Annotated in this window: 18 protein-coding genes; 4 read left to right on the forward strand and 14 right to left on the reverse strand. The window is 71.3% G+C overall.

The genetic code is table 11. The annotated features are described in order from the left end of the window. Nucleotides 1–4 precede the first annotated feature (4 nt). Both OG322_RS36510 and OG322_RS36515 read left to right on the forward strand, forming a co-directional pair. Entirely contained in the window at nucleotides 5–2,284 is a 2,280-nt protein-coding gene (locus OG322_RS36510; RefSeq protein WP_329307503.1) for a serine/threonine-protein kinase, read from the forward strand. Nucleotides 2,285–2,341: 57 nt separating this feature from the next. After that, nucleotides 2,342–3,886 carry a phytoene desaturase family protein gene (locus OG322_RS36515; protein ID WP_266412877.1) on the forward strand — a complete coding sequence of 515 codons (1,545 nt, stop codon included), beginning with the start codon at nucleotides 2,342–2,344 and terminating at the stop codon, nucleotides 3,884–3,886. A 10-nt stretch (nucleotides 3,887–3,896) separates the two neighbouring features. Here the strand turns inward: OG322_RS36515 and OG322_RS36520 are convergent, their stop codons facing one another. The 11 genes from OG322_RS36520 to OG322_RS36570 all read right to left on the reverse strand — a co-directional run bounded on the left by OG322_RS36520 (nucleotide 3,897) and on the right by OG322_RS36570 (nucleotide 17,878). Continuing rightward, on the reverse strand, nucleotides 3,897–4,871 hold the full coding sequence (locus OG322_RS36520) for an acetylxylan esterase (protein ID WP_123466949.1): 975 nt from the start codon (nucleotides 4,869–4,871) through the stop codon (nucleotides 3,897–3,899). 4 nt (nucleotides 4,872–4,875) lie between these two features. After that, a complete protein-coding gene (locus tag OG322_RS36525; RefSeq protein WP_260147274.1) occupies nucleotides 4,876–7,365 on the reverse strand; it encodes a polysaccharide lyase 8 family protein in 2,490 nt (829 codons plus the stop codon). After that, nucleotides 7,322–8,482 carry a GDSL-type esterase/lipase family protein gene (locus OG322_RS36530; protein WP_329307504.1) on the reverse strand — a complete coding sequence of 387 codons (1,161 nt, stop codon included), beginning with the start codon at nucleotides 8,480–8,482 and terminating at the stop codon, nucleotides 7,322–7,324. The genes OG322_RS36525 and OG322_RS36530 overlap by 44 nt, the downstream gene beginning before the upstream one ends. Continuing rightward, a complete protein-coding gene (locus OG322_RS36535; protein ID WP_266412879.1) occupies nucleotides 8,470–9,549 on the reverse strand; it encodes a right-handed parallel beta-helix repeat-containing protein in 1,080 nt (359 codons plus the stop codon). Before OG322_RS36535 ends, OG322_RS36530 begins: the two co-directional genes overlap by 13 nt. Continuing rightward, nucleotides 9,546–10,148, reverse strand: a complete 603-nt coding sequence (locus OG322_RS36540; RefSeq protein WP_123466943.1) for a DUF624 domain-containing protein — start codon at nucleotides 10,146–10,148, stop codon at nucleotides 9,546–9,548. The genes OG322_RS36535 and OG322_RS36540 overlap by 4 nt, the downstream gene beginning before the upstream one ends. Before the next feature lie 2 nt (nucleotides 10,149–10,150). Then, nucleotides 10,151–12,130, reverse strand: a complete 1,980-nt coding sequence (locus OG322_RS36545) for a hypothetical protein (RefSeq protein ID WP_329307505.1) — start codon at nucleotides 12,128–12,130, stop codon at nucleotides 10,151–10,153. A 3-nt stretch (nucleotides 12,131–12,133) separates the two neighbouring features. Then, a complete protein-coding gene (locus OG322_RS36550; protein ID WP_329307506.1) occupies nucleotides 12,134–13,921 on the reverse strand; it encodes a heparinase II/III domain-containing protein in 1,788 nt (595 codons plus the stop codon). Beyond that, nucleotides 13,909–14,673, reverse strand: a complete 765-nt coding sequence (locus OG322_RS36555) for an SDR family NAD(P)-dependent oxidoreductase (protein ID WP_123466939.1) — start codon at nucleotides 14,671–14,673, stop codon at nucleotides 13,909–13,911. The genes OG322_RS36550 and OG322_RS36555 overlap by 13 nt, the downstream gene beginning before the upstream one ends. Before the next feature lie 45 nt (nucleotides 14,674–14,718). Then, nucleotides 14,719–15,642, reverse strand: a complete 924-nt coding sequence (locus tag OG322_RS36560) for a carbohydrate ABC transporter permease (RefSeq protein ID WP_241200480.1) — start codon at nucleotides 15,640–15,642, stop codon at nucleotides 14,719–14,721. Continuing rightward, the gene (locus OG322_RS36565) at nucleotides 15,629–16,471 is read right to left on the reverse strand and encodes a carbohydrate ABC transporter permease (RefSeq protein WP_123466937.1); all 843 of its coding nucleotides are present in this window, start codon (nucleotides 16,469–16,471) and stop codon (nucleotides 15,629–15,631) included. The genes OG322_RS36560 and OG322_RS36565 overlap by 14 nt, the downstream gene beginning before the upstream one ends. Nucleotides 16,472–16,609: 138 nt before the next feature. Then, the gene (locus OG322_RS36570) at nucleotides 16,610–17,878 is read right to left on the reverse strand and encodes an ABC transporter substrate-binding protein (protein WP_329307507.1); all 1,269 of its coding nucleotides are present in this window, start codon (nucleotides 17,876–17,878) and stop codon (nucleotides 16,610–16,612) included. 225 nt (nucleotides 17,879–18,103) lie between these two features. Here OG322_RS36570 and OG322_RS36575 point away from each other — a divergent pair, with 225 nt between their 5' ends. After that, a complete protein-coding gene (locus tag OG322_RS36575; protein WP_123466932.1) occupies nucleotides 18,104–19,216 on the forward strand; it encodes a LacI family DNA-binding transcriptional regulator in 1,113 nt (370 codons plus the stop codon). A 113-nt stretch (nucleotides 19,217–19,329) separates the two neighbouring features. Here the strand turns inward: OG322_RS36575 and OG322_RS36580 are convergent, their stop codons facing one another. Both OG322_RS36580 and OG322_RS36585 read right to left on the reverse strand, forming a co-directional pair. After that, complete coding sequence (locus tag OG322_RS36580) at nucleotides 19,330–20,715, reverse strand: endo-1,4-beta-xylanase (protein WP_124286379.1); 1,386 nt, start codon at nucleotides 20,713–20,715, stop codon at nucleotides 19,330–19,332. A gap of 691 nt (nucleotides 20,716–21,406) precedes the next feature. After that, the gene (locus tag OG322_RS36585) at nucleotides 21,407–22,033 is read right to left on the reverse strand and encodes a TetR/AcrR family transcriptional regulator (RefSeq protein ID WP_123466929.1); all 627 of its coding nucleotides are present in this window, start codon (nucleotides 22,031–22,033) and stop codon (nucleotides 21,407–21,409) included. Nucleotides 22,034–22,155: 122 nt separating this feature from the next. On the opposite strand from OG322_RS36585, the gene OG322_RS36590 reads away from it, so the two are divergent. After that, the gene (locus OG322_RS36590; RefSeq protein WP_123466927.1) at nucleotides 22,156–23,184 is read left to right on the forward strand and encodes an aldo/keto reductase; all 1,029 of its coding nucleotides are present in this window, start codon (nucleotides 22,156–22,158) and stop codon (nucleotides 23,182–23,184) included. Between the two features lie 49 nt (nucleotides 23,185–23,233). Here OG322_RS36590 and OG322_RS36595 read toward each other — a convergent pair whose 3' ends face one another. Continuing rightward, nucleotides 23,234–25,084 (reverse strand): serine hydrolase domain-containing protein, encoded by a 1,851-nt coding sequence (locus OG322_RS36595; protein WP_123466925.1) that lies wholly within the window; start codon nucleotides 25,082–25,084, stop codon nucleotides 23,234–23,236. Between the last annotated feature and the right edge of the window lie 34 nt (nucleotides 25,085–25,118).

Here is a 25,118-nt window from a genome sequence, read left to right on the forward strand (position 1 = left end):
AGGGATGGCGGAAACCAGGCTGATCCAGAGCCGGTACCGACTGCTCGATCTGATCGGGCGCGGCGGCATGGGCGAGGTGTGGCGTGCCCGCGACGAATCGCTCGGCCGCCAGGTCGCCGTCAAATGCCTCAAGCCGATGGGCCCCCAGCACGACCAGGACTTCACCCGCATCCTGCGCGAACGCTTCCGCCGGGAGGCCCGGGTCGCCGCCGCGCTCCAGCACCGGGGCGTCACCGTCGTCCACGACTTCGGCGAGCACGAGGGCGTGCTCTACCTGGTGATGGAGCTCCTGGACGGCCGCAACCTCAGCCAGCTCCTGGAGGACAACGAGCAGCATCCGCTGCCGGTCGACGACGTCGTCGACATCGCCGAACAGGTCGCCGACGCCCTCGGCTACACCCACCAGCAGGGCATCGTCCACCGCGACCTCAAGCCCGCCAACATCATGAGGCTGGCCGACGGGACGGTGAAGATCTGCGACTTCGGCATCGCCAGGCTCGGCCACGACATCAGCGTCACCTCACGCCTCACCGGCGTCGGCATCGCCATGGGCACCCCCCACTACATGTCGCCCGAGCAGATCAGCGGCGGCCAGATCGACCACCGCAGCGACCTCTACTCGCTGGGCTGCGTGCTGTACGAGATCGCTACCGGAGCCCCGCCGTTCGACCTCGACGACGCCTGGGGCGTCCTGGTCGGACACCGGGACACCCAGCCGGAGCCCCTGCGCAGCCACCGGGCCGAACTCCCCGGCTTCTTCGACCGTGTCGTCCTGGAACTGCTCGCCAAGACCCCGGAGCAGCGGCCCGCCGACGCCGGTGACCTGCGCCGCCGCATCGCCGTCGGCCGCACCGGCGAACAGCCGCACCTGGAGCCGACCGGTCGGGTGCTGCTGGCGCCGCCCGTCCCGGTCGAGCGTCCCGGCGGACACGCCGGCCCCGGCAGGCTGCCCGGCTGGACCCGCGGCATGACGAGCGGAATCAAGGCGACGGGCACCACGTCGCCGGGACTTGCGCCGCCCGACCACTCGGCGGGCCTGACCGGCGAGTGGACCACCGGCGAGTGGACCACCGCCGCCGGCCCGCGGACCGGCACCGGATCCGCACCGCCGGCCGGGGCCGAGCGGCCCACGCCCTCGCCGGAACTCCTCGCGATACTCGCCAGTCGCCACAGCGCCGGCCTCAACCTGGGCCGACTCGGCCACTGGGACGAGGCGGGTGCGGTCCACCGGGCGGTCGCCGCCGAACGCGAGCACGCGCTGGGCCCCGACCACCCCGACACGCTCTCCAGCCGCTACGAGGTCGGGTTCACCCTCAGCCGCACCGGGCGCGCGGCGGACGCGCTGCGGGAGTTCGGCCGGGTCGCCCAGGGCCGCGAAAGGACCCTCGGCCCCGACCACGCCGAGACCCTCGCGGCCCGCCAGGAGGTGGCGTACGTACTGGGCCAGCTCGGCCGCCACTTCGAGGCCCACCAGGTCTACGCCGCCGTCCTGGCGTCCCGGGAACGCTCGATGGGCCCCGACCACCCCGACACCCTGCGCTGCCGCCACAACCTGGCGTTCAACCTCAGCCGGCTCGGGCGGCTGGAGGACTCGTACCGCATGGCCCGCGATGTGGCGGCGGCCCGCTCCCGGCTGCTCGGCGCCACCCACCCCGACACTCTGGTCACCCGCTACGAGGTCGGCTACACACTCGGCCGGCTCGGCCGGTGGACGGAGGCCCTGCAGACCTACCGGGAGGTCGTCCAGGTCCGCTCGCACGTACTGGGCGCCGACCACCCCGACACCCTCGCGGCCCGCTACGAGGTCGGCATCAGCCTCGGCCGGCTGGGCCGCAGCACCGAGGCGCTGGAGCTGTACCGGGTGCTCGTCGAGGACCGGACCCGGGTCAGCGGCCCCGCCGACCCCGAGACCCTCCGCGCCCGCCACGGACTGGGCGTCAACCTGGGCCGGCTGGCCCGCTGGGAGGAGGCGCTCGCCGAATCGCGCGAGGTGTGCGCGACCCGCGAACGCGTCCTGGGCGCCGACCACCGCGACACCCTCGTCAGCCGCCGCGAGGTCGCCGTCGGTCTCGGCTGGCTCGGCCGCTGGGCCGAGGCGCTCACCGCCTACCGGCAGGTCGCCGAGGTGCGCACCCGGCTGCTCGGCGCCGACCACCCCGACGCACTCGCGAGCCGCAACGACGAGGCGCACTGCCTCGAACAGCTCGGCCGGGGGACGGAAGCGGTCGAGCTGTACCGGCAGGTCGCGGCGCTGCGACAGCAACGGGGCATTGCGTCGTCCTGACCGGCGCACCCCGGCACCGGCTCTGGCCAGGGGCCGTCGTCCGTGTTACCAAGAGCCATGCCCGTACCCGACAGCTATGACGCAGTCATCGTGGGCGGCGGCCACAACGGTCTCGTCGCCGCTGCCTACCTCGCCCGTGCCGGACAGTCCGTCCTGGTCCTGGAGCGCCTGGGCACCACCGGGGGAGCGGCCGTCTCGACCCGGCCCTTCGAGGGCGTCGACGCGCGGCTGTCGCGCTACTCGTACCTGGTGTCCCTGCTGCCGCGGAAGATCGTCCGGGAGCTCGGCCTCGACTTCGCCGTACGCAAGCGGACCGTCTCCTCGTACACCCCGGCGGTACGCGGCGGGCGCGCCACCGGGCTGCTCGTCGGCGGCGACGGCACCCGCGGCTCCTTCGCCGCGCTCACCGGCTCGGACCGGGAGTACGAGGCCTGGCAGCGCTTCTACCGCCGCACCGGACAGGTCGCCGAGCGGGTCTTCCCCACCCTCACCGAACCGCTGCCCACCCGCGACGCACTGCGTGAGCGGATCGACGACGCGGACGCCTGGCGGATGCTCTTCGAGGAGCCCATCGGCGTCGCCGTCGAGGAGAACTTCGACGACGACCTCGTGCGCGGCGTCGTGCTCACCGACGCGCTGATCGGCACCTTCGCCGACGCGCACGATCCCTCGCTGCTCCAGAACCGCTGTTTCCTCTACCACGTCATCGGCGGCGGCACCGGCGACTGGGACGTGCCGGTCGGCGGCATGGGCGCGCTCACCGACGCCCTCGCCGGGGCCGCCCGCGCTGCCGGTGCGCACATCCGCACCGGGCACGAGGCGATCCGCATCGACACCGACGGGACGCATGCCGAGGTGACGGTACGGGCGGACGGCGGGGAGCGGACCATCGGCGCGCGGCGCGTCCTGGTCAACGCCTCGCCCCAGGCACTCGCCGAGCTTCTCGGGGACGAACCGCCGGCACCCGCCGAGGGGGCCCAGCTGAAGGTGAACATGCTGCTCACCCGGCTGCCCCGGCTGCGCGACCGCTCCGTGGACCCGCGCGAGGCGTTCGCCGGTACCTTCCACATCGCCGAGGGATACGGGCAGCTGGCCGATGCCTACCGGGACGCGGCGGCGGGCCGGCTGCCCGCCGCCCCGCCGTCCGAGATCTACTGCCACTCGCTGACGGACCCCTCGATCCTGGGCGCGGATCTCGCCGCCCGCGGCTACCAGACCCTGACCCTCTTCGGCCTGCACGCCCCGGCCCGGCTCTTCGCCGCGGACAACGAGGCGACGCGCACGGCCCTGCTCAGGGCGACGCTCGCCGAGCTCGACTCCCACCTGGAGGAGCCGATCGCGCACTGCCTGGCCCTCGACGGGAACGGCGAGCCCTGTATCGAGGCGAAGACGCCACTGGACCTGGAGCACGATCTGCGGCTGCCCGGCGGCCACATCTTCCACCGGGACCTCGCCTTCCCGTACGCCACCGCGACGACCGGCCGCTGGGGCGTGGAGACCGCACACCCCAACATCCTGCTGTGCGGGGCCGGTGCGGTGCGCGGCGGTGGTGTCAGCGGGGTCCCCGGCCACAACGCCGCGATGGCGGCGCTGGGCCGGTGACCGGTGCCCGCTACCGCCCGAACGCGCCGCGCAGGGCTTCGATCTTGCGCGGCAGGTCGTACTCCGCGCCGCCCTCGTGGCCGTTGTACGTGAACACCTCGATCTGCGCCGGGCCCGCATAGCGGTGGTAGGCGGCGAACACCGTGGACGACGGGCAGACCTTGTCCATCAGCCCCACCGAGAACCAGGCCGGAGCGGTGGCCCGCGCCGCGAAGTTCACCCCGTCGAAGTAGGACAGGGTCTCCATCGCCTCGTCGATCCGGAACCGGTGCCCGGACAGCCAGCGGGCGATCTCCGCGTACGGCCCCGCGTCCGTGATCTGCGAGGCACGCCGGTAGTGGCAGAGGAACGGCACATCGGCGACCGTCGCCACGACGTCGTCACGCAGCCCGGCCACTGCGAGCGCGAGGCCGCCGCCCTGGCTGCCGCCGAGCACCGCCACCCGTGAGGCGTCCACCGCGTCGTGCGCCCGCACCGCGTCGACGGCCCGCACCGCGTCCGTGATCAACCGGCGGTAGTAGTGCCGGTACGGGTCCTCGATGCCCCGGGTCAGGAAGCCGGGGGAGGAGGAGCCGTTCCCGTCGGGGCCGATGTCCACGGTGTCAGCGGTGTTCTTGCCGCCGCCGCCCTGACCGCGGTTGTCCATGATCAGGTGCGCGTAGCCCAGGGCGCTCCAGGTGAGCCAGGCGTACGGGATGCCCCGGCCGCCGTTGTACCCGATGTACTGCACGACGGCGGGCAGCGGACCCGAGCGGGCCCGGGGCAGCATCAGCCACGCCTTCACCGCCTGTCCGCCCCAGCCGCGGAACGTCACGTCGAAGACGTCGACGGTGGCGAATCCGGCGTCGTACGGGACGAATTCGGCGTCCAGCTCGTGGCGGGCCGTCTCGGCGAGGGTCTTCTCCCAGAAGGCGTCGAAGTCGGCCGGCTCCTCCGGCTCCGGCCGGTAGTCGCGCAGCCGGTCCAGCGGCATGTCGAACAGCAAGGGTCTAGCTCCTCTTCAGGGTGAGGTGGAGGGTTGCGCCGTGGCGTGCACGGGTGTCGGCGGTGATACGGATGCCGCTGCCGGCCGGTGCGGCGCTCACACCCGGGTCCGCGGAGACGACGGTCAGCCCCCGCAGTGCCAGGTCGAGCACGACGGAGGACCGCAGCTGGGTCGGGTCCGACAGCGACACGGTCACCGTCTTTCCCTCGGGCCTCACCAGGACCGAGGCCGGTCCGTCCGCGGTGAGTTCCTGCGCGGTCCCCGCGGCCCAGAAGTTCGCGGCGAGCAGTCCGTCCGCGCAGCGGCGTACCGCGTGCACGGCGGTGGAGTCCGCGATCAGCTTCACCGGCGGCGCGGACGACCACTGCCTGGTGCGCTCGGCGGACGCGGCCGGGGCCTGCAGCCAGAAGTAGCCCGCCCCGCTCGGTGCGGTTCCGTGGTCCTGCCACAGCGTCAGATAGGGGCGGGTGACGGAGGTGTCTGTGCCGTACTTGAGGTTGATCTCGCGCCAGGTCGCGGTCCGGTCCTCGCGCAGTCCGTGCAGCGTGACGGGCTCGGGGAAGACGTAGCCGCCTGTCCCGGCGACATGCAGCCACCGCACCTCGTCCAGCTGCGCCGACCAGCCGGTGTCCGCCGGGGCGGCGTCGCCGTTGACGAGCAGCGCGGCCTTCGGGTCCCGCAGCTTCCGGTTCTCCACGACGGTCTCGGCCGTACCGGCGTCGGCGGTGATGCCCGAACCGACGCAGGCGATGACGTCGTCCAGGCAGAACCAGCTCTTCAGACCGTGCAGCGAACTGCCGTACGCCCGGAGCTCCATGCCGTACGCGCCGAGCGTCGTCCCCGGCAGCGCGGCGCCGCCCGCCCAGTCGGCGGTGCTGGTGGTGCGCTGCCCCGCGGCGTCGGCGGGCCGGCCGGTGATGACCGTGGTGCCGGGCAGCCGCGTCGGGTCGATTGTCGGCCAGTAGTCCTCGCTGTAGTGGCCGAGGTCGTCCGTGTAGAGGAGCACCATGCCGTCGGAGAGGTGCCAGGCGTGCAGGTTCTCGTTCTGGATCGACTCGTAGTTGTAGATCCGGGACGAGTACGCGGAGATGCCGAGCGCGAACGAGGGCCGGTGGTGGGCAGCCTTGTCCATCCTGGGGTGCTGCTTGTGGGTGACCAGCGGGCCGCGCGCCGGTACGGGCGAGGCGATGACCTGCCGGGCGGCGACGAGCGAGGCGAGGTCGGTGACGGCGAGGAAGTCCCGGTAGGTGTCCTCGGCGATCCACTGCTTGACCAGGGCGGTGAACCGGTCGGCGGTCTCGCCGGGGAAGCCCGGGATCAGCCGGACCACCGCCTCGATGACCGTCTGCGCCGAGACGTGGCCCTGCTTGCTCGGGCGGGCGATCTCGCGCCCGCACACCGACGCCATCACGTCGCCGCGTGCCAGCAGCGGGTCGAAGCCCTCGTCGACCCAGCCGCGGACGTTGTCGAGGTCGGGATCGGTGACCGTCCACGCCGTACCCGCGAGGAGGTTCAGCAGCCGCGAGAGGTTGTTGAGCAGCTCCTTGCCGTAGCCGCCGTTGTACGGGTGCTTGTAGTGCTGGAGGAACGAGCCGTCGGAGTAGAAGCCCTCGCCGGTGCCCTCGGCCGCCGCGCTCGCGTCGTTGAAGGCGAGGACGCTGTTGGCGCCCGAACCCTCGACGTCCGAAAGAGCGTCACGGACACGGGCCAGGTCCTCGCCGCTGTCGCGGAGCACGGCGTTCACGGCGACGACGGTGGAGATCCACACCCGGTTGGCGCCGGTCGCGATCTGCCGGTCGGCCCGCCACAGGTTCGGGTCGGGGGTGTAGTGCAGGACAGCCGCGGTGATCCGGGCGAGCCGCTCGGCGCCGAGTGCGTCGTGGAGCAGCACCGTCGCGTCGTTGAGCGCGAGGGCGGAGCCGATCTCCCAGTCCCAGTCGTTGTCGAAGCGGGTGTGGCCGGGGCCGTAGCGGTTGGTCAGCATCCAGTCGACGCCGGCCAGCAGCAGATCGCGCAACGCGGTGTCGCCGTACTGCGGGGTGCCGGGCACGGCCCACGCGGTCGCGACCGTGGCGAGCCGCTTGAACGACGTCGTGACGTGGTTGGAGAGCGTGGTGCTGGTGAGATCCGGGAACAGCCCGTCGGTACGCGACGGGTCCAGGCCCTTGGCGGAGGTCGTCGCGGCCTGGCCGATCCTGGCCACGGCCGCGGCGATCTGCGGGTCCGTGAGGTCGAGACCGGGGCCGCCGGTGAGCAGGGTGTGCCACCGGGTGAGGAGGGAGGCGGCGTCATCGACGACGGTGTCCCCGGCGGCGGCCTGTGCGGTGCCGGCCGGGAGTACGAGCGGCAGGGCGGCGGCCGCGCCGAGCGCCGCCGCACCGGCCAGGACGGTGCGGCGGGTGGTGGTGCCGTTGGTGCCCCGGGTGGTGCCTGGGTTCATGGCGCTGCCCTCACAGAAGGTGTCGGCGGTCGACGGCCGCGGCGAGCGCCGCATGGCCGGAAGGGTTGGGGTGGAGCCCGTCGCCGCTGTCGTACGCGGGCCGCAGCCGCTCCGGGTGGTCCGGGTCGCGCAGGGCCGCGTCGAAGTCGGCCACGGCGTCGAAGACCCGGCCGGTGCGCACCGCGGCGTTGATCCGCAGCCGCACCGTTTCCAGGTCGGGCGTCCAGCGGGTCCAGCCCCCGAACGGGGCGATGGTTGCCCCGACCGCCCGCAGCCCGGAGTCACGGGCGCGCAGCACCAGTTGCCGGTAGCCGGCCAGGACGAGCGCGGGGTCGGTCTGGCTCGGCGGCTGCTGGAGGTCGTTGACGCCGAGGTGGACCAGGACGGTCCGCAGCCCGGGGAGGGACAGCACGTCGCGGTCGAAGCGGGCCTGTCCGCCGGGACCGAACCGGGCGTCGTTCAGCAGCACCCGGTTGCCGCTGATCCCGAGATCGGCGACCGCCGCACCGGGAAGCCGCCGGGCCAGCTGGTCGGGCCAGCGCAGATCGGAGTCGTCGGGTGTGCCGACGCCCTCGGCGATGGAGTCGCCGAGCACCGCGATCACCGGCCCGTGCGCGCCCGTCACCTCGACGCCCGTCAGCAGGTACACCGAAGTGGTGCGCTCCCCATTGACGTCGTGCGAGGCATGGGTGTTGCGGTGGAAGGACAACGGCCCGGTGGGGCCGGGCAGTTCGGTCCGTACGGTCAGCAGGGACGCCTCGGCGGCCCGCGGGCCGGCGACCGCGTCACTGGTCAGCGAGGCGCCGGCGGCGAGCCACGCCTGCCGCTGCCCGCCGAATGTCACGGGCCTGCCGCCCGCGGTCACCGGGCCGATCAGCACGGGCGCCGTTCCGAAGGCGTGCCCGTACCGCAGCCGGATCTGTCCGCCGGCCGACAGCCGGACGTTCGCGGTGAACGTGGCGTCCGTCAGCCCGGCGCTCGCCACCGGGTCGGTGTCGGTCGGCGCGGTCTGCGCGGTCGCCCAGGAGGTCGTCCAGCGCGAGCGGCGCGCACCGCTGCCCGGTCCGTCGGCGGCCCGGGCGCCGGGCGCCGCCACCGCGACGGCTGCCAGTCCGGCCGCCGCCGTCAGTACCCCGCGTCTCGCGGGCCCCCGCCCGGTCACTGCGGGCACGCACCGGTCGGGGTGTACTCGCTGCCGTAGGTGCCCACCGCGTCGCCGCCGGTGTTCCCGCTCATCGTGTTGGTGCAGACGGGGCCCTGCGGGGTGCGCATGAACTTGATGCCGCCGCCCGCGTTGCCCGTGATGGTGTTGCCGTAGACGCTGGTGGCGGTGCCGTCGGTGGCGGTGTCACCGCCGAGCCGGATGCCCGCGCCGACGTTGTCGTGAATGGTGTTGTAGCGGAAGATGTTGCCGCTGCCCCGCGCGTCGAGCCCGCCGGAGCTGGAGTCCTGCTGGCCGCTGCAGTCGTTGTACTCGACGTAGTTGTCGGTCGAGTTCTCCTTCACGTCGACGCACTCGTTGCCCTGGGTGGCGATCGTGTTGTGGTGGATGCGGTTGTTGCGACTGATGTCGGGGGCCGCGTCCGGGGCGCCGTTCGCGCCCTGCTGCTCGGGGGCCGTGCCGAGGTAGATGCCCTCGCCGTTCTTGCCGCCGCCGCCGAACTTGAAGTCCGCGACGCCGCAGTTGGTGATGGTGTTGCCGGAGATGTCGGCGCCGGTCACCAGGTAGCGCACCCGCAGACATTCGTCCGCCGCGTTCTTCAGGGTCATATCGGTGATGTGCAGACCGCCCACACCGTTGCCGGGGGTCGTGCTCATGACATATATGAGCTTGAGGCGGTACCCGGACACATCGGCGGACGACCCGTGCAGCCCGTCCACGGTGAATCCGCTCAGCGTGGTCGAGTCGTGCTGCACCTGAATGATCCGGGCGTCACCGGCGCCCTTCAGCACGGCGTTCGACGGGCCCGTGACGGTGACTCCGGCGCGCTTGGTCACGACATCCTGCTTGTACGTACCGGCGGCGAGGTTCACCACCGCGCCCGTCGGCGCCAGATCGACCGCCTTCTGGATCGTGGCGAACGGGGACCCCGCCGACGTACCGGAGTTGGTGTCGCTGCCGGACGGCGACACGTAGTACGCGGTGGCGGCGGCAGCGGCCACCGACGGCGGGGGGAAGACGAGCGGGGCGCCGGCGGCGAGCGCGGCGACGAGGGTGGTGCGCAGTGCGTGGCTCATGGGGTGTGCCTCCTGGGATCAGCGAAGGACAGAGCGAGCAGTACGGGAATGCTCGGGCCGAGAAGCAGTGGCCCCAGCGGTACGACGAGAGAGAGCAGTACGGCGGAGACCACCGCACCGAGCAGGGCGGTGCCCCGGGCGGCCGAGCCGAAGCCGAGCGCCAGAGCGCCGCGGGTCCAGCTCCGGACGGTGGCTCCGGGCGCCCGGCCGGCCTCGGCGGCGAGCGCCACATGGTGGATGACCAGGGTGGCCGCTATGCCCGCCTGGGCGGCGAGCAGCACGAAGGTCCAGGGCTCCGAACGGCCGAGCAGATGAACGATGTTGGCGGTCAGGACGGCCGCGGCCGCCGTGGAGGCGAGCCCGTGCCGCCACAGGGAGCGCCAGTACCGGGGGAAGGACGCGAAGGTGTTGGTGAAGCAACCGCTGTCGCCCTCGGCCCGCCACCGCTGGAGACCGTGCGCCATCGCGGCGAGCGCGGGCAGCCAGGTCACCACTCCGAGCGACAGCACGACGAACGCGGCCCCGGCGGCGGCCGGGTAGGCCACGAACTCCAGCCGCCGCAGCAGCGTCGGCCAGTTGGACGAGAGGGTTGCCTGCATGGTCAGCCGACCTTTCCTGTGTACGGTTCCGGCACATCGAGAAGCACCGTGCCGTCCCGTTCGAGCCGGGTGGCCGCCACCACGTACGGGGCCCCGCCCGAGGTGAGCAGTACGGCCGCGGCGTCGGCGCTGACGCCTTCGGTACGGATCCGGCGGGCGACGGGGGAGAGCAGCACGGTCTCCGTACCGAAGGTCACCCCCTGGCCTTCCGCGCAGGGGACCCGTGCCGCGTCCGCCTGTGTGCCCGGCCCGATCGCCGTGAGGAACAGACCCGCCGCGGAGCGGGCGGTCGTCGAACGCAACGTGTGCAGGGTGCGGGTGAGGCTCAGCTCCGGCGTGCTGGACGTCGGATTGGCCACCACCTCGGTGACCTCGCAGACGACACGGCCGTCGGTGGGCGCGAACTGACGCACCCGCGCCGTGGCCGCCCCGGACCTGATCAGCCGGCTGCCGTCGGGCAGGGCCTCGGTGGGCCGGTCGGTCTGGAGCAGGAACGTCCACTCAACGGCCGCTTCCGCCTCGGCGACGTCGAGCAGCACCAGCCGCCCCGACGGGGTGAACACCAGCGTCCGGTCCAGCCGCCGCACGCCGAGCGCGGGGTCGTACATCGCGGCGATCTCCGCCGTGGCGTGCGCCCATCCGCAGTCGGGGGAGACCAGCACATCGCGCTGCCGGGCCTGCCGCTCGAACGGGATGTCCCGGTACACGTGGTACCGGTCCTCGTCCGCGTACCCCTGCCCGTCCACCAGCAGCAGATTGTGGTGGGCGGCCCGCTTGCGATTGCTGTAGCCCTCGTCCACCGCCAGGAACGCACCCTGCGAGACCAGCACGAAGGAACCCGAATCGGGGTGGTGGTGACCCTGGTTCAGGGTCTCCCATCCCTGTTCGGCCCGGTGCTTCGCGGCCGTCTCCCAGGCCCGGTGGCCACCGCCCGGGCTGGCCTTGAACGACACCAGGGTGGCGTCGTCGTCCCACCCGGTACGCGCGGCCAGCAGCCCCAGGTCCGGGAAGAACGCCCGGGTCTCGGTGGGCCGGGCGGCCGGCACCGACGGGTCGTACCAGAGGTATTCGAGGTAGGCCTCCGGCAGGATCCCCGGCCGCACCCCGCTCTCGGCCGCCTCCTTCCACAACAGCTCGCCCGATGCCAGATCACCCATCCACTGGGCCTCCGGGAGCGCGTACTGCGCGCCGAGGCGGTAGTAGAGACCGGCGCTGTGGCCGCTGCGCCGGTCGTGGCAGTCGCCGTGGTCGACGTTGAACGCGAAACCGGGCGCCGTCTGGTGCAGCCGGTAGCGGAAGGTGTGGGACATGAATCCGCCCCGGTCCCACCAGTCGATGCCCTCGGCCTCCTGGAGGAGGTCCAGGTGGATGGCGAGGAAGGGCACGCCGTAGCGCCAGTACACGACCCCCTCCGCGTGCGAGCCGTCCTGCGGCATCAGATCGAGGACGGTGCCGAGATTGTCCTTGGCGCGCTCGGTCCACTCCTCCTTGCCCAGCACGTACCCGGCCGTCGCCAGACCCGCGTAACAGATCCAGTTGTGGTTCTGCCAGTACGACGAGGACCACCAGCGGCCCTCGCTCGCCACCGCGAACTCGTACATCCGCCGCCCCTGGAGCAGCAGCTTGTACCGCAGCAGCGCCCGGACCCCGTCCGGCAGGTCGTCGCCGATCCACTTGTACGCCAGGGCCAGATGGTGCAGCAGCCAGCCGGCGTCCAGGTCGTGGTCCGGCATATGGGCCTTGCCCCAGTGGGGCAGCCGCACCGCGGCCTCGATCCAGCGCCGGCTCTCCGCGAGATGGGCCGGATCGCCGCCGACCCGGTAGGCCAGCGCCGGGTTGGAGGCCGCGGGGCCCAGCCAGGTGATGCTGGCCAGGGGGTGCGTACGCGGCGGGGTCAGCCCGCGGTGACGGGTGGCCTCCTCGTACAGCCGCACCTCCTGTGCGGGGCGCGGTCCGGGCGGCGGGGTCGCCGAGAGCAACAAGGGTCAGTCCTCCGATCGGAACCGTGCGGTGCTGCCGTCGGCCAGGCGGACCGCCAGCCCGTCGTCCTCCAGCCGGACGTCCGTGACGGCGGGCCCGGCCGACCCGGCCTGGTACACCGAGGCGAAGGTGACCCGGTCGGTGACGGCGGTGAAGTCGACCCGGGTCCGCACCCGCTGGGGGTCGTCGGCCGGGCCGGGACCCGGGGTGCTCACCGGGCGCACCGGGACCCCGGCACGGTGCGTGTGCCAGCCGTGCAGGGTCTCGTCGCCGTACCAGGTGGTGCGCACCGGGCCCGTGGCCTGCAACTGGACGTCCAGGGCGGTGCCCGGACGCAGCTGCGCGGTGATCCGCCGGGCCTCCCCGGCGGTCACGGTCAGCAGGTCCACCAGGAAGCCTTCGCCCGCCACGATCCGCCGGACCGCGCGCACCCCCTCGTACGCCGTGGTCACCTCGGCGGTCACCGAGCGGCTGTCCGAACCGAGCAGCGCCCCGGTGCACTCGGCCTGCTCGGCGCCGTCCACCCGGAACGCCGGATGCGCCTGGGTCGACGCGTACAGATCACGGAACTCGGCGTGGGCGTAGGGCACCTGTCCGGGATCGGGCTGCCAGGCGGTCGTATCGCCGTAGAGATAGAGGGACAACTTGTCCCGATGGCCGTGCGAACCGCCGTGCGGACCGAAGTCCAGCACCGCGTGGATGCCCGCGACGCGCAGCACCGCGTAGCCCGCCGCGGTGAACACCGTGAGCGCGCCGGGTGCCGGCCGGGCCGGCAGCGCCGGGCCGGCGAACCAGCCGCCCAGCTCCCGGTCGAGACCGTCGTCCCCCGCACCCAGCTCGGCCCGAGCCCGTCCCGCCACCGCTTCCAGCGCGGCGGACGGGACCAACTGCTGTGCCAGCGAGACCAGTTCGAGCCACTCCAGAGCCAGCGGGCCGCGCAGATACGGACCGTCGTGCAGCGCGGGCAGTATGCCGCCCGGCGTCGCGATCGTCGCCAGCACGTCCGTCATCCCGGCCAGCACACCCACCACATCGGCCGGAACGGCCGCCGGGTCGGTGCCCCGCAGCGCCAGCAGCGCCGCCCGCAGGACGAACCCGTGGTAATAGGTGCTGCCCTCCCACTCCCAGCCGTCCTCGGCGACCGCGACCCGCAGATGCGCGTACAGGCCGTGCTCGCCCTCCAGCCACTCCTTGCCGCCGTCCCACTCCTGCCCGCGCGCCGCGGCGGCGCCGCGGCCGGCGGCCACTCCCGCCGCATTGAGCCACGCGGTGTAGTTCGAGGCGAGTTGCCCCTTCCCGGTCAGCACGTCCCGGGCGTCCAGAGCCGCGCGCTCCAGCGCGTCCAGGAGCGGCAGCACCCCGGCCAGATCATCCGTGCCGCGCTCGGCGAGCGTGATGACGGCATGGCCGATGTTCACCGCCCAGATCGCGTCGGTGAGCGCCTGGTGGAAGAGCCGGCCGCGCAGCATCCAGCCCTGTGCCTCGCCGTGCTGCGCGGTGGCGAGTTCCTCGTACAGACCCGCGTACTCGACGAGCCGCGACACCGCCTCGGCGCGCTCGCCGCGATGGGCGAGCACCCGCAGGTGCCGCGCCCACGCCTGGTGCGACAGCACCAGCCAGGCCCCGCGCACCGCCTCGTTGTCCACCCGGCAGCCGTACGCACAGCGCGCTCCGCCCTCGGGAAACACCCCGGCGAGCACATCGCCGTGATCCAGCTCCACACCGTGCGCCGGGCACACGTACGCATGCCACCAGCCGCCCCGCTCCCGGGCGATCCGCCTCAACGCGGCCACACGCCACCGTCGATGTCCACCGTGGTGGCGGTCAGGAAGCCGGACGCGGGCGACGCCAGATGGACGACGGCCGAGGCGACGTCCTGCGGAGTGCCGGCCCGGCCCACCGGAATGCCCGCCTCCATCGCCTGCTGCGCCTGAGGCGCGGTGAACGTGTCGTGGAAGGCGGTGCCCTTGATGAAGCCGGGTGCCACGGTGTTCACCGTGATGCCGCTGCCGCCCAGCTCCTTGGCGAGACCCTTGGTGAATCCCCGGATGCCGGCCTTGGCGGCCGCGTAGGCGACCGAGCCGGGGCCGCCGCCGTTGTGCGCGGCCAGCGAGGACATGGTGATGATGCGCCCGGCCGACGACTTGGCCAGATGCGGCAGGGCGGCCCGCACGGTGCGGAACGTCGAGGTCAGATTGGTCGAGATGACCTGGTCGAAGTGGTCGTCCGACATCTCGGCGATCTTCGCCCGGCCGATCAGATGGCCCGCGTTGCAGACCAGGACGTCCAGGCCGCCCAGGAATCCGGTCGCCTCCTCGACGAAGCGGTCCACCTCGGCCGTCACCGTCACATCGGCCTGGAACGCCTTGGCCCGCCGGCCCAGCGCCTCGATCTCGGAGACCGTCTTCGCGGCCTCGTCGGCGGAGGAGTGGTAGTGGACGGCGACATCGGCGCCGGCCTCGGCAAGGGCGACGGCGATGGCACGGCCGATGCCGTGGCCCGCTCCGGTCACCAGCGCGCGGGAACCTTGGAGATCAGCAGACATGGGGGGTAAACCTTTCGATATCCGGTCGCTCAGGACCGGGACCGGTCACTTGAGACCGGCGGTTGCGAAGCCCTGCACGAAATAGCGCTGGCCGATGAGGAAGAGAACGACCATGGGCAGGGTGGCGAGCGTGGTGCCCGCCATCAGGAAGTGCCACTGGGTGCCGTTCTCGGTCTTGAAGACGGAGAGCCCGACCTGGATCACCCGGAGGTTGTCCGAATGGGTCACCAGCAGCGGCCAGAGGAAGTTGTTCCACGAGGACTCGAAGGTCAGCAGCGCCACCGTGATGAACGCCGGCTTGACCTGCGGAGACATGATCCTGGAGTAGATCCGGAACTCCCCGAGCCCGTCGAGGCGGGCAGCCTCCTCCAGCTCCACCGGCAGGTCCAGATAGAACTGCCGGAAGAGGAAGACCGCGAACGGGGTGACCGCGCCGGGCACGATGAGCGCCCACCAGGAGTCCAGCCAGCCGCTGCCGCCCTGGCCGAAGAGGTCGTTCCCGCCGGCCAGCGGCATGAAGCGGACGATCAGGAACTCCGGCAGCACCTTGGTGTACGTCGGGATCATCAGCGCCGCGATGAAGAGGTAGAAGATGACGTCGCTGCCCCGGAACCTGATCCGGGCCAGTGCGTACCCCGCCATCGACGCCACCAGGACGTTGATGAGGGTGTGGCTGAACGCGATGATGAAGCTGTTGCGGGCGTACGTGGCGAAGGGCGCTTCCTTCAGCGCTTCGACGTAGTTGCCGAACTCCCAGTGCTTTGGCAGCAGTCCGGCGTCCTGCGACGCGATCTCCACCGGGGTCTTGAGTGAGGTCAGCACCATCCAGACGAACGGCACCACCATCAGCAGCGAGACGACGCAGAGCGTCAGGAAGAGCGCGATCCGGCCGGCGGAGCGGCGCCTGCCCTTCGCGGCGGGCCGGGGCGGACGTACGGCCCCGGACTTGTGCAGCTCAGCTGTGGCCACGGGTGCCTCCCATGATCCGCCGGTTGACCAGGGTGAAGCCCATCAGCAGGACGAACAGCACCAGGGACTGGGCGCAGGCGTAGCCGACGCGGAACTCCCGGAAGGCGGACTTGTAGATCTCATACGTCATCATCGTGGTGCTGTTGGCGGGTCCGCCGTCGGTGAGGATGTAGATCTGGTCGAACGACTGGAACGCGTTGATCATCGAGGTGATGAGCACGAAGAACGTCGCCGGCTTCAGCAGCGGCAGCGTGATCGAGAAGAACTGCCGCACCTTCGAGGCGCCGTCCACCGAGGCCGCCTCGTACAGCTCCTTCGGCAGGGACTGCAACGCGGCCAAATAGATCAGCATCTTCATGCCGATGCCCTGCCAGATGCCGACCAGGATCACTGACGGCATCGCCCATGAGGTCGAGGCGAGCCAGGCCGGACCGTTGATGCCGACGAATGACAGCAGGGTGTTGAACAGCCCGTTGCCCGGGTTGTAGATCCACAGCCAGACCAGGGCGATGGCCACCGTCGCGGTGACCTGCGGCAGGAAGATCGCGGTGCGGAAGATGCCCCGCGCCTTCAGGCCCGTGTGCAGGGCGAGCGCCATCAGCAGCCCCAGCATCATGCCGAACGGCACGGTGAAGAAGGTGTAGATGATGGTGTTGACGATGGACTTGCGGAAGACCGCGTCGCCCATCATGTCCCGGAAGTTGTCGAACCCCACGAACTGCGGCGGCGTCAGCACGTCGTACTTCGTGAAGGCCAGGACGACCGAGGCGATGACCGGCAGCCCGATCCAGAGGCAGGCGTGCAGCAGGGCGGGTGCCACCATGAGCATGCCGGCCCGTTGCCTGCGACGCCCGGGACCCGTAGGGGTCCTGCGAGATCGCCGCGTCGCCGGTGCGCTGTTCTCAGGCGGGGAAGGCGGACCCTTGGGCCGTGCCTTCAGTACGGATACAGCTCCCACAGTGACGCCTCACATCCGGCCGATGGCGGCCTCGGCGAGACGGCCGAGTTCCGCGATGGCGTCCTTCGCGGACTGACCGCCCACGATCGCGGGCTCCAGCGTCGGCTTGATCTTCTCGCGGATCTCCATCCAGGCCGCGGTGCCGCCCTCCGAGAAGGCGTGGCCCATGTTCTGAAGGGAGAGGTCGACGAACTTGTTCTCCTTCACGTAGCCGGTGTCGCTGAGGTCCTTGACCCCCGGTACGGAACCGCGCTGCTTGGCCGCGCCCAGGATCGACTCCGGGCTCGCGAGGTACTCGACCAGCGCACGGGCCGCCGCGGGGTGCTTGGAACTCGCCGACTGGGTGACCAGCGTGCCGCCCTGGAGCATCGCCGGCCGGCGGTTGGCCAGCACGAAGGCGCCGAGCTTGTCCTCCTTCAGCAGCTCCGGGTTCTGCTCGCCGGCCTGCACCCACAGGGCGCTGGACGTCATCATCATCGACGCCTTGCCCGTCTGGACGTTCGTCGGGGCACCCAGGTCCGTCTTCTTCGCGTAGGAGGCGGAGCCGTCCTTGATCAGGTCCTTGAAGAACTGGAGCGCCTCGACACCGCGGTTGTCGGTGAAGAGCACCTTCTTGCCGTCCGCGCTGAAGAGCTGACCGCCGTTGGCGAAGAGGAAGGTCTCCCAGCACTGGCGCAGTTCGATGGAGAACGGGTCGAACCCGACCCGCCCGTCCCTCGTCAGCTGCTTTGCCGCGGCACGCAACTCGGCCCAGTTGGCGGGGGTCTTCTTGATCCCCGCCTCGGCGAAGTGGTCCTTGCGGTAGACGACGATGCGGGTGTCGAGGACCACTGGCAGCGCGTACAGCTTGCCGTCGTAGCGCGACGGCTCCAGCACCCGCTTCTCGTAGTCGTGCGCGGTGGCGAACTTCTCCGGGAGCGGCGCGATCGCCTTCTTGGCCGCGAACGGCGGGATCCAGCCGACCCCGATCATCAGCACGTCGGGCAGCAGGCCACCCGCGAGACCCGTGGTGATCTTCTCGTTGAGCTGCGTGTACGTGGTGTAGTCCACGTTCACCTTGACGTCCGGATACTTCTTCCGGAAGCCGCCGAGGATCTGCTTCTCCAACAGCGTCTTGCCGTTGGCCTTTTCGTAGATCGGGGTGAGCAGCGTGATCTCGCCCTCGGCGGGACCGTCGGCGGAGCCGGCGGCCGAGGAGCCGGTGTCGCAGCCGGAGAGTGCGGCCGCGGCAGTACCGGCGCCGATGGCAGCGAGCAGCGACCGTCGTTTGAGTTCCATGGGCACCCCTTTTGAGGTGGAGGCAGTGGATCGATCCAGCGATGGCAACCCAGCCATGGCTGGGAAGCGCTGGTAAATCGATGCACTGAGACTAGGAACGCTCTGAGAGGCGCGTCAACAGCTGATGCACAACAATTTTCAGGGAAGTTAACGGGTGTACCGGTGAAGAGAGTTCAGTAAATCGGTACACTAGTCTGGCTGAACACGTTCCGAACCGGAGGTGGCATGAGCGGGGTAACGATCCATCAGGTCGCGGAGGCCGCGGGTGTATCCGCGAGCACCGTGTCGAACGTCCTCAACGGGCGTACGGACCGTATGCAGGCGGCCACCCTGGCCCGCGTGGAGCGGGTGATCGAGCAGCTCAGCTACCGGCCCAACCGCGCGGCGCGGATGCTGCGCACCGGCCGGATCAAGGTCATCGGCCTGATCGTGCCGTCCGTCGCCAACCCCTTCTGGGGGGCGCTCGCCCGGGAGCTGGAGGCCATCGCGCTCGCCGAGGGGTACCACGTGCTGCTCTGCAACAGTGAGCGCGACCCGGCCCGCGAGCTCAAGTACGGCGAGGAGCTGCTGGCCGACGGAGTGAGTGGAGTGGTGCTCTGTTCATCGCTGCCCTCGCTCGACCATGTCGCGCCGCTGCTCGGCCGCGGCTTGAAGATGGTCGCCTTCGACCGCACCGCCCAGGCGGGTGACCCGCCGTCGCTGGCCTCCATCAGCGTCGACAACGCGATGGGCGCCGAGCTCGCCACCCGCCACCTGCTTGAACTGGGTCACCGCAGGCTGGCGTTCGTCTCGGGCTCGGTCAACAGTGTCAACCGCCGCGAGCGGCTGCGCGGCTTCCGGGCCGCCCTGGAGTCGGCGGGCCTCGACCCGGCCGACGCGATCGTCTGGCCCGGCGCCGACACCGCCGAGTTCGGTGACAAGGACGCCGCCGAGCTGGGGCGCAACGCCGCCCGCGAACTCCTCGGCCGGCCTCGCCCGCCCACCGCGTTCGTCGCCATAAACGACATGTGCGCGATCGGGATCTGCCGGGGCGCGAAGGACGCCGGGCGCAGCGCCGGACAGGACGTCTCCGTGGTCGGGTTCGACGACATCCTGCTCGCCGACCTCTTCGAGCCACCCCTCACCACGGTCCGCCAGCCGCTGCCGGAGATGGCCGCCGAGACGTTTCAGCAGCTGCGCGCCCGTATCGACTCGGCCCCGGTCGCGGGGCGCTCGCTCCTGATCAGGCCGAGGCTCGTCGTACGGCAGTCGACCGCGCCCGCACCCACCGGGGCGACGGTGCCGGTGAGCCGCGCGCGCATCGCCGAGCAGGCGGCCCCGACGGGGGCACGCGGGTGACCGGGGTACGGCAGGCGCGAGGGCGCCGCCACTGGGGCGTGCCCTCGCGCCGGTGACCGGGCGGGCTGTCGGGGCGCGGCCACCCAGTGGCCGCCGCGCCCCGGCCGCGCGGTTCAGGAGGCGGTGCAGGCACCGATGGCGGGTGCCGCGGTATTGCCGTTCGTCATGACGGTGAACCCGAACGACACCGAGGCCCCGGCGGCAAGATTTCCGTTGCCGTTGGGCCCCATGGTCATCACATTGCCGCTGCTGTCCCAGGACGGGGTGCCGTTCCAGGTGGTGGACACCTTCTGCGGAGACGTCACCGTGACCGGAACCGTCCAGCCGCTGATCGCGGAACTCCCCGCCCTCACCGTCACCTGCCCGTTGAACCGGTCGCCCCAGGTGTCCGTCCTGGCGTACGTGGCCGTGCAGGTGGCGCCACCGGTGCCGCCGTCGCCACCGCCGGAACCGCCCAGCGCCGCCAGTACCGCGGTGTACGCCGGCTTCTTGCGGTAGTCGCCGTCGAACAGCAGGGGAGTTCCGCTGCTGCGCCACGAGTACTTGTCGGTGACGCCCCAGACGGTCAGTCCCGCGCAGCGCGACACGGCCAGGCACGCGTTCACGACCTTGGTGTAACTGGCGGCCTGCGCCGAACCCGAGCCCTCGATGTCCAGCTCCGTGATCTGGACGTCCACGCCGAGATCGGCGAAGCGCTGCAGATTGGCCTGGTAGTCGCCGGGAACGGGCGAATTGCTGTTGAAGTGCGACTGGAAGCCGACGCAGTCGATGGGCACACCGCGCTGCTTGAAGTCCTTGACCATGGCGTAGACCGCGTTGCTCTTCGCGTTCTGCCCGTCGGTGTTGTAGTCGTTGTAACAGAGCTTGGCGCCCGGGTCGGCGGTACGGGCGGTGCGGAAGGCCTCCTCGATGTAGCCGCTGCCGAGCTTGTCCTGGAAGGGCGAGCTGCGCCGGGCTCCGCTGCTGCCGTCCTGGTACGCCTCGTTGACGACGTCCCAGGCGTAGATCTTGCCCTTGTAGTGGTCCATCACCTTGGTGATGTGGTTGTTCATCGCGGAGCGCAGATCGTCGGCGCCGAGTCCGCCGGCCCAGCCGGGCAGCTGGGAGTGCCAGACCAGGGTGTGGCCGCGGACCCTCATGCCCTTGCCCTGCGCGTGGCTGACGATCTGGTCCGCCGAACCGAAGCTGAACGAGTTGCGGGTGCCCTCGACGGCGTCCCACTTCATCTCGTTCTCGGGCGTCACCATGTTGAACTCGGTGTCCAGCGTCGAGGCGTACGCGGACTCGCCCAGGTGGCCCGCGGCGACGGCGGTGCCGAAGTACCGGCCCTTGGCGGCGGCCGAGGCGCCGAGCGTGGTCGCGGCGTCGGCGGTGCCCGCCAGTGACAGGACTCCGGCGGCGGTGAGAACTCCCGCCGTGGCGAGGGCGAATGCCCTTCGTGCCCGGGAGCGCAGCGCCCGGCGTGCGGGTTCTCCACCCGGTGGGGAATTGACGGTCACTTTCCAACACCTTCTTCCGGTCGATCGGATGGTGCGGGGAGCGAGGGAGAGTATGCGCGCGCCGGAAAGACTCGTCAACGCCACATTTCCGAAATATTTCGATGAGGTGAACTGCTCAAGTGTCCCGCTCGATCGCGCTGACCAGGCAGTATCTCTGCCCATTGATCTTATGGCCGACTGGATGAAGGGACGGATGCGTACATTCGCATCTGAGAGTTACGAAAGTACGCCGAAAGCTCGCGCGGTTGAAGCGATGGGGATCGATCGCAATTGCAGAACGTGTTCATGGGTTTCGTGGCCGACCTGGGTGTTCCCCCTCGGCTTTGTCGCTGTGGGTGATTTGCGGCCCGAAATTAGAGCAATCCCGCGTCGAAATATTTCTATGCAGAAAACCTTCTGGACTCGGCTCGGGCGTTTACGCCCAGGGCCCGAACCGCAGAGCGCCGGACGTGGTGGGCGTGGCGCGATCGCGTTGCGGGCGCCGGCCCTGGGCTACGCGGAAAAGCCGCCGCCGACGGGCCTCGGCGGCGGGGCGAGTGGTCCGCGCGCTGTGAGGCGCCCGAGGCGCAACGGGGCGACGGAGCCTGCTCGGTGGACCTGGATGGCGCGGGTGCCCTGCTCCGGGCCCGCCGTTCGACTGCGATGCGGCGGATGTGACTCGTGGAACCGCCCCTGGCCCCGGGGCGCTCGGTCAGTGGGTTCCCTGGGGCCGGGCGCCGTATCGGAGGCCGTCGACGAGCAGCGCGACCATGCGTCGCGTATGGCCGTTCTCGTCGTCCTGGGCGGGCATGGTCAGGTTGCCCGTGGCGCGCAGCAGGTCGTCCGGGTCCACGTCGGAGCGGATCTCACCGGCTTTCGCCGCGGTGTCCAGGAGTAGGGCGAGGACGGGCACGAAGCGCTGCTGGAAGTAGGCGGGCAGGGTGTCGTAGGCCCGGTCCCCCGAGTGCAGGGCGGCGCTGAGCCCGCGTTTCGTGGCGATGAAGACCGCGAAGCGCTGCAGCCATCTGGCGAGCGCTTCCGCGGGCTCGTACTGCGCCGCGAGGGGCGCCGCCGCGTCGGCGCAGGCGTCGACTTCGTGGCGGAAGACCGCGGCGATGAGGTCGGAGCGTTGCGGGAAGTGCCGGTAGAGGGTGCCGGCTCCCACGCCCGCCCTGGCGGTGATCTGACGTACGGGTGCGTCCACCCCTGAAGTGGCGAACACCTCCGCGGCCGCCGCGAGCAGGGCGTCAGTGCTGCGCTGCGCGTCGGCGCGCACGCGCTTTCGGGGCTGCGCCCCGGTCGTGCCGGCGCCGGTCTCCCGGTCCGCGTCCTCGTGCACGATGCTCCCCCTTGCTAAGCGGAACACTGTTCCGTATCGTCTAGATCGAACGCTGTTCCGTTTGTGCCAGCGTAGCGCTTGGGCGCGTTGTGCCGGGCACCGGTCAAGGCACGAGGAGATTCATGAAATACCGCACGCTGGGCCGAACCGGCATCAAGGTCAGCCCGTACTGCCTCGGCGCGATGATGTTCGGCGCCGCGGGCAACCGCGATCACGACGACTCCGTCCGGATCATCCACAAGGCACTGGACGCGGGGATCAACTTCGTGGACACCGCCGACGCCTACTCGCGCGGTGAGTCCGAGGAGATCGTCGGAAAGGCGCTCAAGGGCCGCCGGGACACGGTGGTGCTGGCCACCAAGGCCCACCTCCCGATGGGGGACGACCCCAACCAGCAGGGCAATTCGAGGCGTTGGCTGGTCCGTGCGCTGGACGACTCCCTGCGCAGGCTGGGCACTGACCACGTCGATCTGTTCCAGATCCACCGGCCCGCGCCGGACACCGACGTGGAGGAAACCCTCTCCGCCCTCACCGACCTGGTGAGGGCGGGGAAGGTCCGGGCCATCGGCGCCTCCACTTTCCCCGCCTCGGACATCGTCGAGGCGCAGTGGGCAGCCGAGCGGCGCGGCCTGGAGCGGTTCCGCACCGAGCAGCCGCCGTACTCGATCCTCAACCGGGGGATCGAGCGCGAGGTACTGCCCGTCTGCGAGCGCTACGGCATGGGAGCCATGGTCTGGAGCCCGCTGGCACAGGGTCTGCTCACCGGCCGCTTCCGCAAGGGAAGGGCCACCGACAGCGTCCGGGCGGGCCGCGGCTACAGGCATCTCACCGACGAGCGCCGGCTCGACACGGTCGAACAGCTCATCCCCGTCGCCCAGGGCGCCGGGATGTCGCTGACCCACCTGGCGATGGCCTTCGCCATCGCCCACCCCGGCGTCACCTCGGCGATCATCGGCCCCCGCACCATGGAGCATCTCGACGACCTCCTCGCGGGCGCGGGGGCCGTGCTGAGCGACGAGGTCTTCGACCGGATCGACGCCATCGTGCCTCCCGGCACCGACGTCGGGATGCTGGACATGGCCTACGACCCGCCCGCCGTCGGGCAGGCCGGACTGCGCCGCCGCCTGCCCGACGAGCGCTCCGCCGCCTGATCCGGCCCGCCCGCGGACCGTCCCCGGGCCGCAGCGGCGCCGGCCCAGGTCAGTTCGCCGAGGGGGACCATCCGTTCGCCTCGATGCGGCGGGCGTCGCCCGGTCTGCCCTCGTCGAAGACGGTGCGGCCGCCGTCCTCGACGCGGATCGCGTCGACGTAGGCCCCGCGGCCGACGTACAGCTGGTCCGTGGCGTACCGCCATCGCAGCCGCACCTCGGTGCCGTGCCAGGCCGACAGGTCCGCATCGAGCCGGTGCCAGACCCGGCCCGACCAGCCGGAGACGGAGCCGGCCGGATGGGGTTCGGGCTGCGGCCGTTGGTCCTGCGGCGTCGGTACGGTGCTGAAGGGCACCGGCCGCCAGCTTGTCCCGGCGTCCGCCGAGCCCTCCAGGAGAAGGAAGTCGGAGTCCGGTTCGGTGTCCCACCACAGGGCGCAGCACAGCCGGGCGCGCGACGACGCGAGAGCCAGCGGGGGGAGCGTCAGCGTGGCCGAGGACGCACTGGCGAGGCCGGAGAACCATGCCGTACGGCCCCGGGCGGGCGGGACCGCGACGGCGCGCGCCATCTGGTTGGCGGTGGCGACGCGCGGCGCACTGCCGGAACGCCAGTTGCGCACCGGGTGCACCGAGTTGCCCAGTACGATCAGGAACGAGTCGGTCGTCGGGTCCAGGACCAGGCTGGTGCCGGTGAACCCGGTGTGGCCCGCGGTGCGCGGGGTGGCCATCGCCCCCATGTACCAGTGCTGGTAGAGCTCGAAGCCCAGGCCGTGCGCGTCACCGGGGAACGCCGTGTTGAAGTCGGTGAACAGCAGGTCCACCGAGTGGGCGGAGAGGATCCTCGCGCGCCCGTAGACCCCGCCGTTGAGGAGCGTGCGGGCGAGGATCGCCAGGTCCCAGGCGCACGAGAAGACGCCGGCGTGACCGGCGACGCCGTCGAGGCTGTACGCGTTCTCGTCGTGCACCTCGCCCCAGACCAGCCCGCGGTCCAGTCCGGACCACGGCAGCCGCGCGTCCTCGGTCGCGGCGATCTTCGGCCGCCAGGAAGCCGGCGGGTTGTAGCGGGTGCGGTGCATCCCGAGCGGAGCGGTGATCTGCTCGCGGAGCAGTACATCCTCGGTGCGGCCGGTGATCTTCTCCAGCACCAGCTGGAGCGAGATCAGATTGAGGTCGGAGTAGAGGTATGCCGTGCCGGGCGGGCTCGCCGGCACCTCGTTCCAGATCAGCGCCAGCTTCCCCTCCCGGGTCGGCGCCGAGTAGAGCGGAATCCAGGCGCGGAAGCCCGAGGTGTGCGTGAGCAGCTGACGGATCGTGATGTCCTGCTTGCCGCCGCCGGCGAAGTCGGGGAGGTACGAGGCGACGGTCGCCTCCAGCTCCAGCCTGCCGCGCTCGATCTGCTGCACGGCCAGGATCGAGGTGAACAGCTTCGACACCGACGCCAGGTCGAAGACGGTGTCCTCGGCCATGGCGATCTGCTGCTCCGGCGGGAACTCCACACCGGTGTCGGTCTTCTCGTCGTACGCCGCGTAGCGCAGCGCCTTGCCGATCGGCTCGTGCAGCGCGACCGTCCCGCCCCGCCCGGCGAGCAGCACCGCACCCGCGTACCAAGGGTGCTTGGGGGAGTCGGCGAGATATCTCCGCGCCTGAACGACCAACTGGTCCAGCGGCTCCTGAAGCAGCCCCGCACGGGCGGCGGACCCGCGCCGCAGTGTCGGCCGGTTCTGCCCGGACGGCGACCCCGCCGCGGTTCCTGCGCGCATACCCGACGACCCCGCCCCCGACTCCGTGGCAGACGCCCGCTCCGCGAACGGAATCGGCGCCAGGGCGAGTGCTCCGCCCAGGGCCAGCATCCCACCGCCCAGCCTCCGCCGGCTGATGCCCCCGCCCGCCGTGTCCTCGGTCATCCGGAACCCCTTCCCACTGCGTGAAAGTAACTTT

Origin of the sequence: Streptomyces sp. NBC_01260 (assembly GCF_036226405.1) — a bacterium.
In the GTDB taxonomy this organism is placed as follows: domain Bacteria; phylum Actinomycetota; class Actinomycetes; order Streptomycetales; family Streptomycetaceae; genus Streptomyces; species Streptomyces laculatispora.

Excerpts from the sequence above, each read along its gene's own strand:
- OG322_RS36570 (WP_329307507.1), bottom strand. The coding sequence starts at position 17,878 with ATGGAACTCAAACGACGGTCGCTGCTCGCTGCCATCGGCGCCGGTACT.
- OG322_RS36515 (WP_266412877.1), top strand. The coding sequence starts at position 2,342 with ATGCCCGTACCCGACAGCTATGACGCAGTCATCGTGGGCGGCGGCCAC.
- OG322_RS36595 (WP_123466925.1), bottom strand. The coding sequence starts at position 25,084 with ATGACCGAGGACACGGCGGGCGGGGGCATCAGCCGGCGGAGGCTGGGC.
- OG322_RS36540 (WP_123466943.1), bottom strand. The coding sequence starts at position 10,148 with ATGCAGGCAACCCTCTCGTCCAACTGGCCGACGCTGCTGCGGCGGCTG.
- OG322_RS36565 (WP_123466937.1), bottom strand. The coding sequence starts at position 16,471 with ATGCTCATGGTGGCACCCGCCCTGCTGCACGCCTGCCTCTGGATCGGG.
- OG322_RS36555 (WP_123466939.1), bottom strand. The coding sequence starts at position 14,673 with ATGTCTGCTGATCTCCAAGGTTCCCGCGCGCTGGTGACCGGAGCGGGC.
- OG322_RS36575 (WP_123466932.1), top strand. The coding sequence starts at position 18,104 with ATGAGCGGGGTAACGATCCATCAGGTCGCGGAGGCCGCGGGTGTATCC.
- OG322_RS36535 (WP_266412879.1), bottom strand. The coding sequence starts at position 9,549 with ATGAGCCACGCACTGCGCACCACCCTCGTCGCCGCGCTCGCCGCCGGC.
- OG322_RS36590 (WP_123466927.1), top strand. The coding sequence starts at position 22,156 with ATGAAATACCGCACGCTGGGCCGAACCGGCATCAAGGTCAGCCCGTAC.
- OG322_RS36510 (WP_329307503.1), top strand. The coding sequence starts at position 5 with ATGGCGGAAACCAGGCTGATCCAGAGCCGGTACCGACTGCTCGATCTG.
- OG322_RS36525 (WP_260147274.1), bottom strand. The coding sequence starts at position 7,365 with ATGCGGCGCTCGCCGCGGCCGTCGACCGCCGACACCTTCTGTGAGGGC.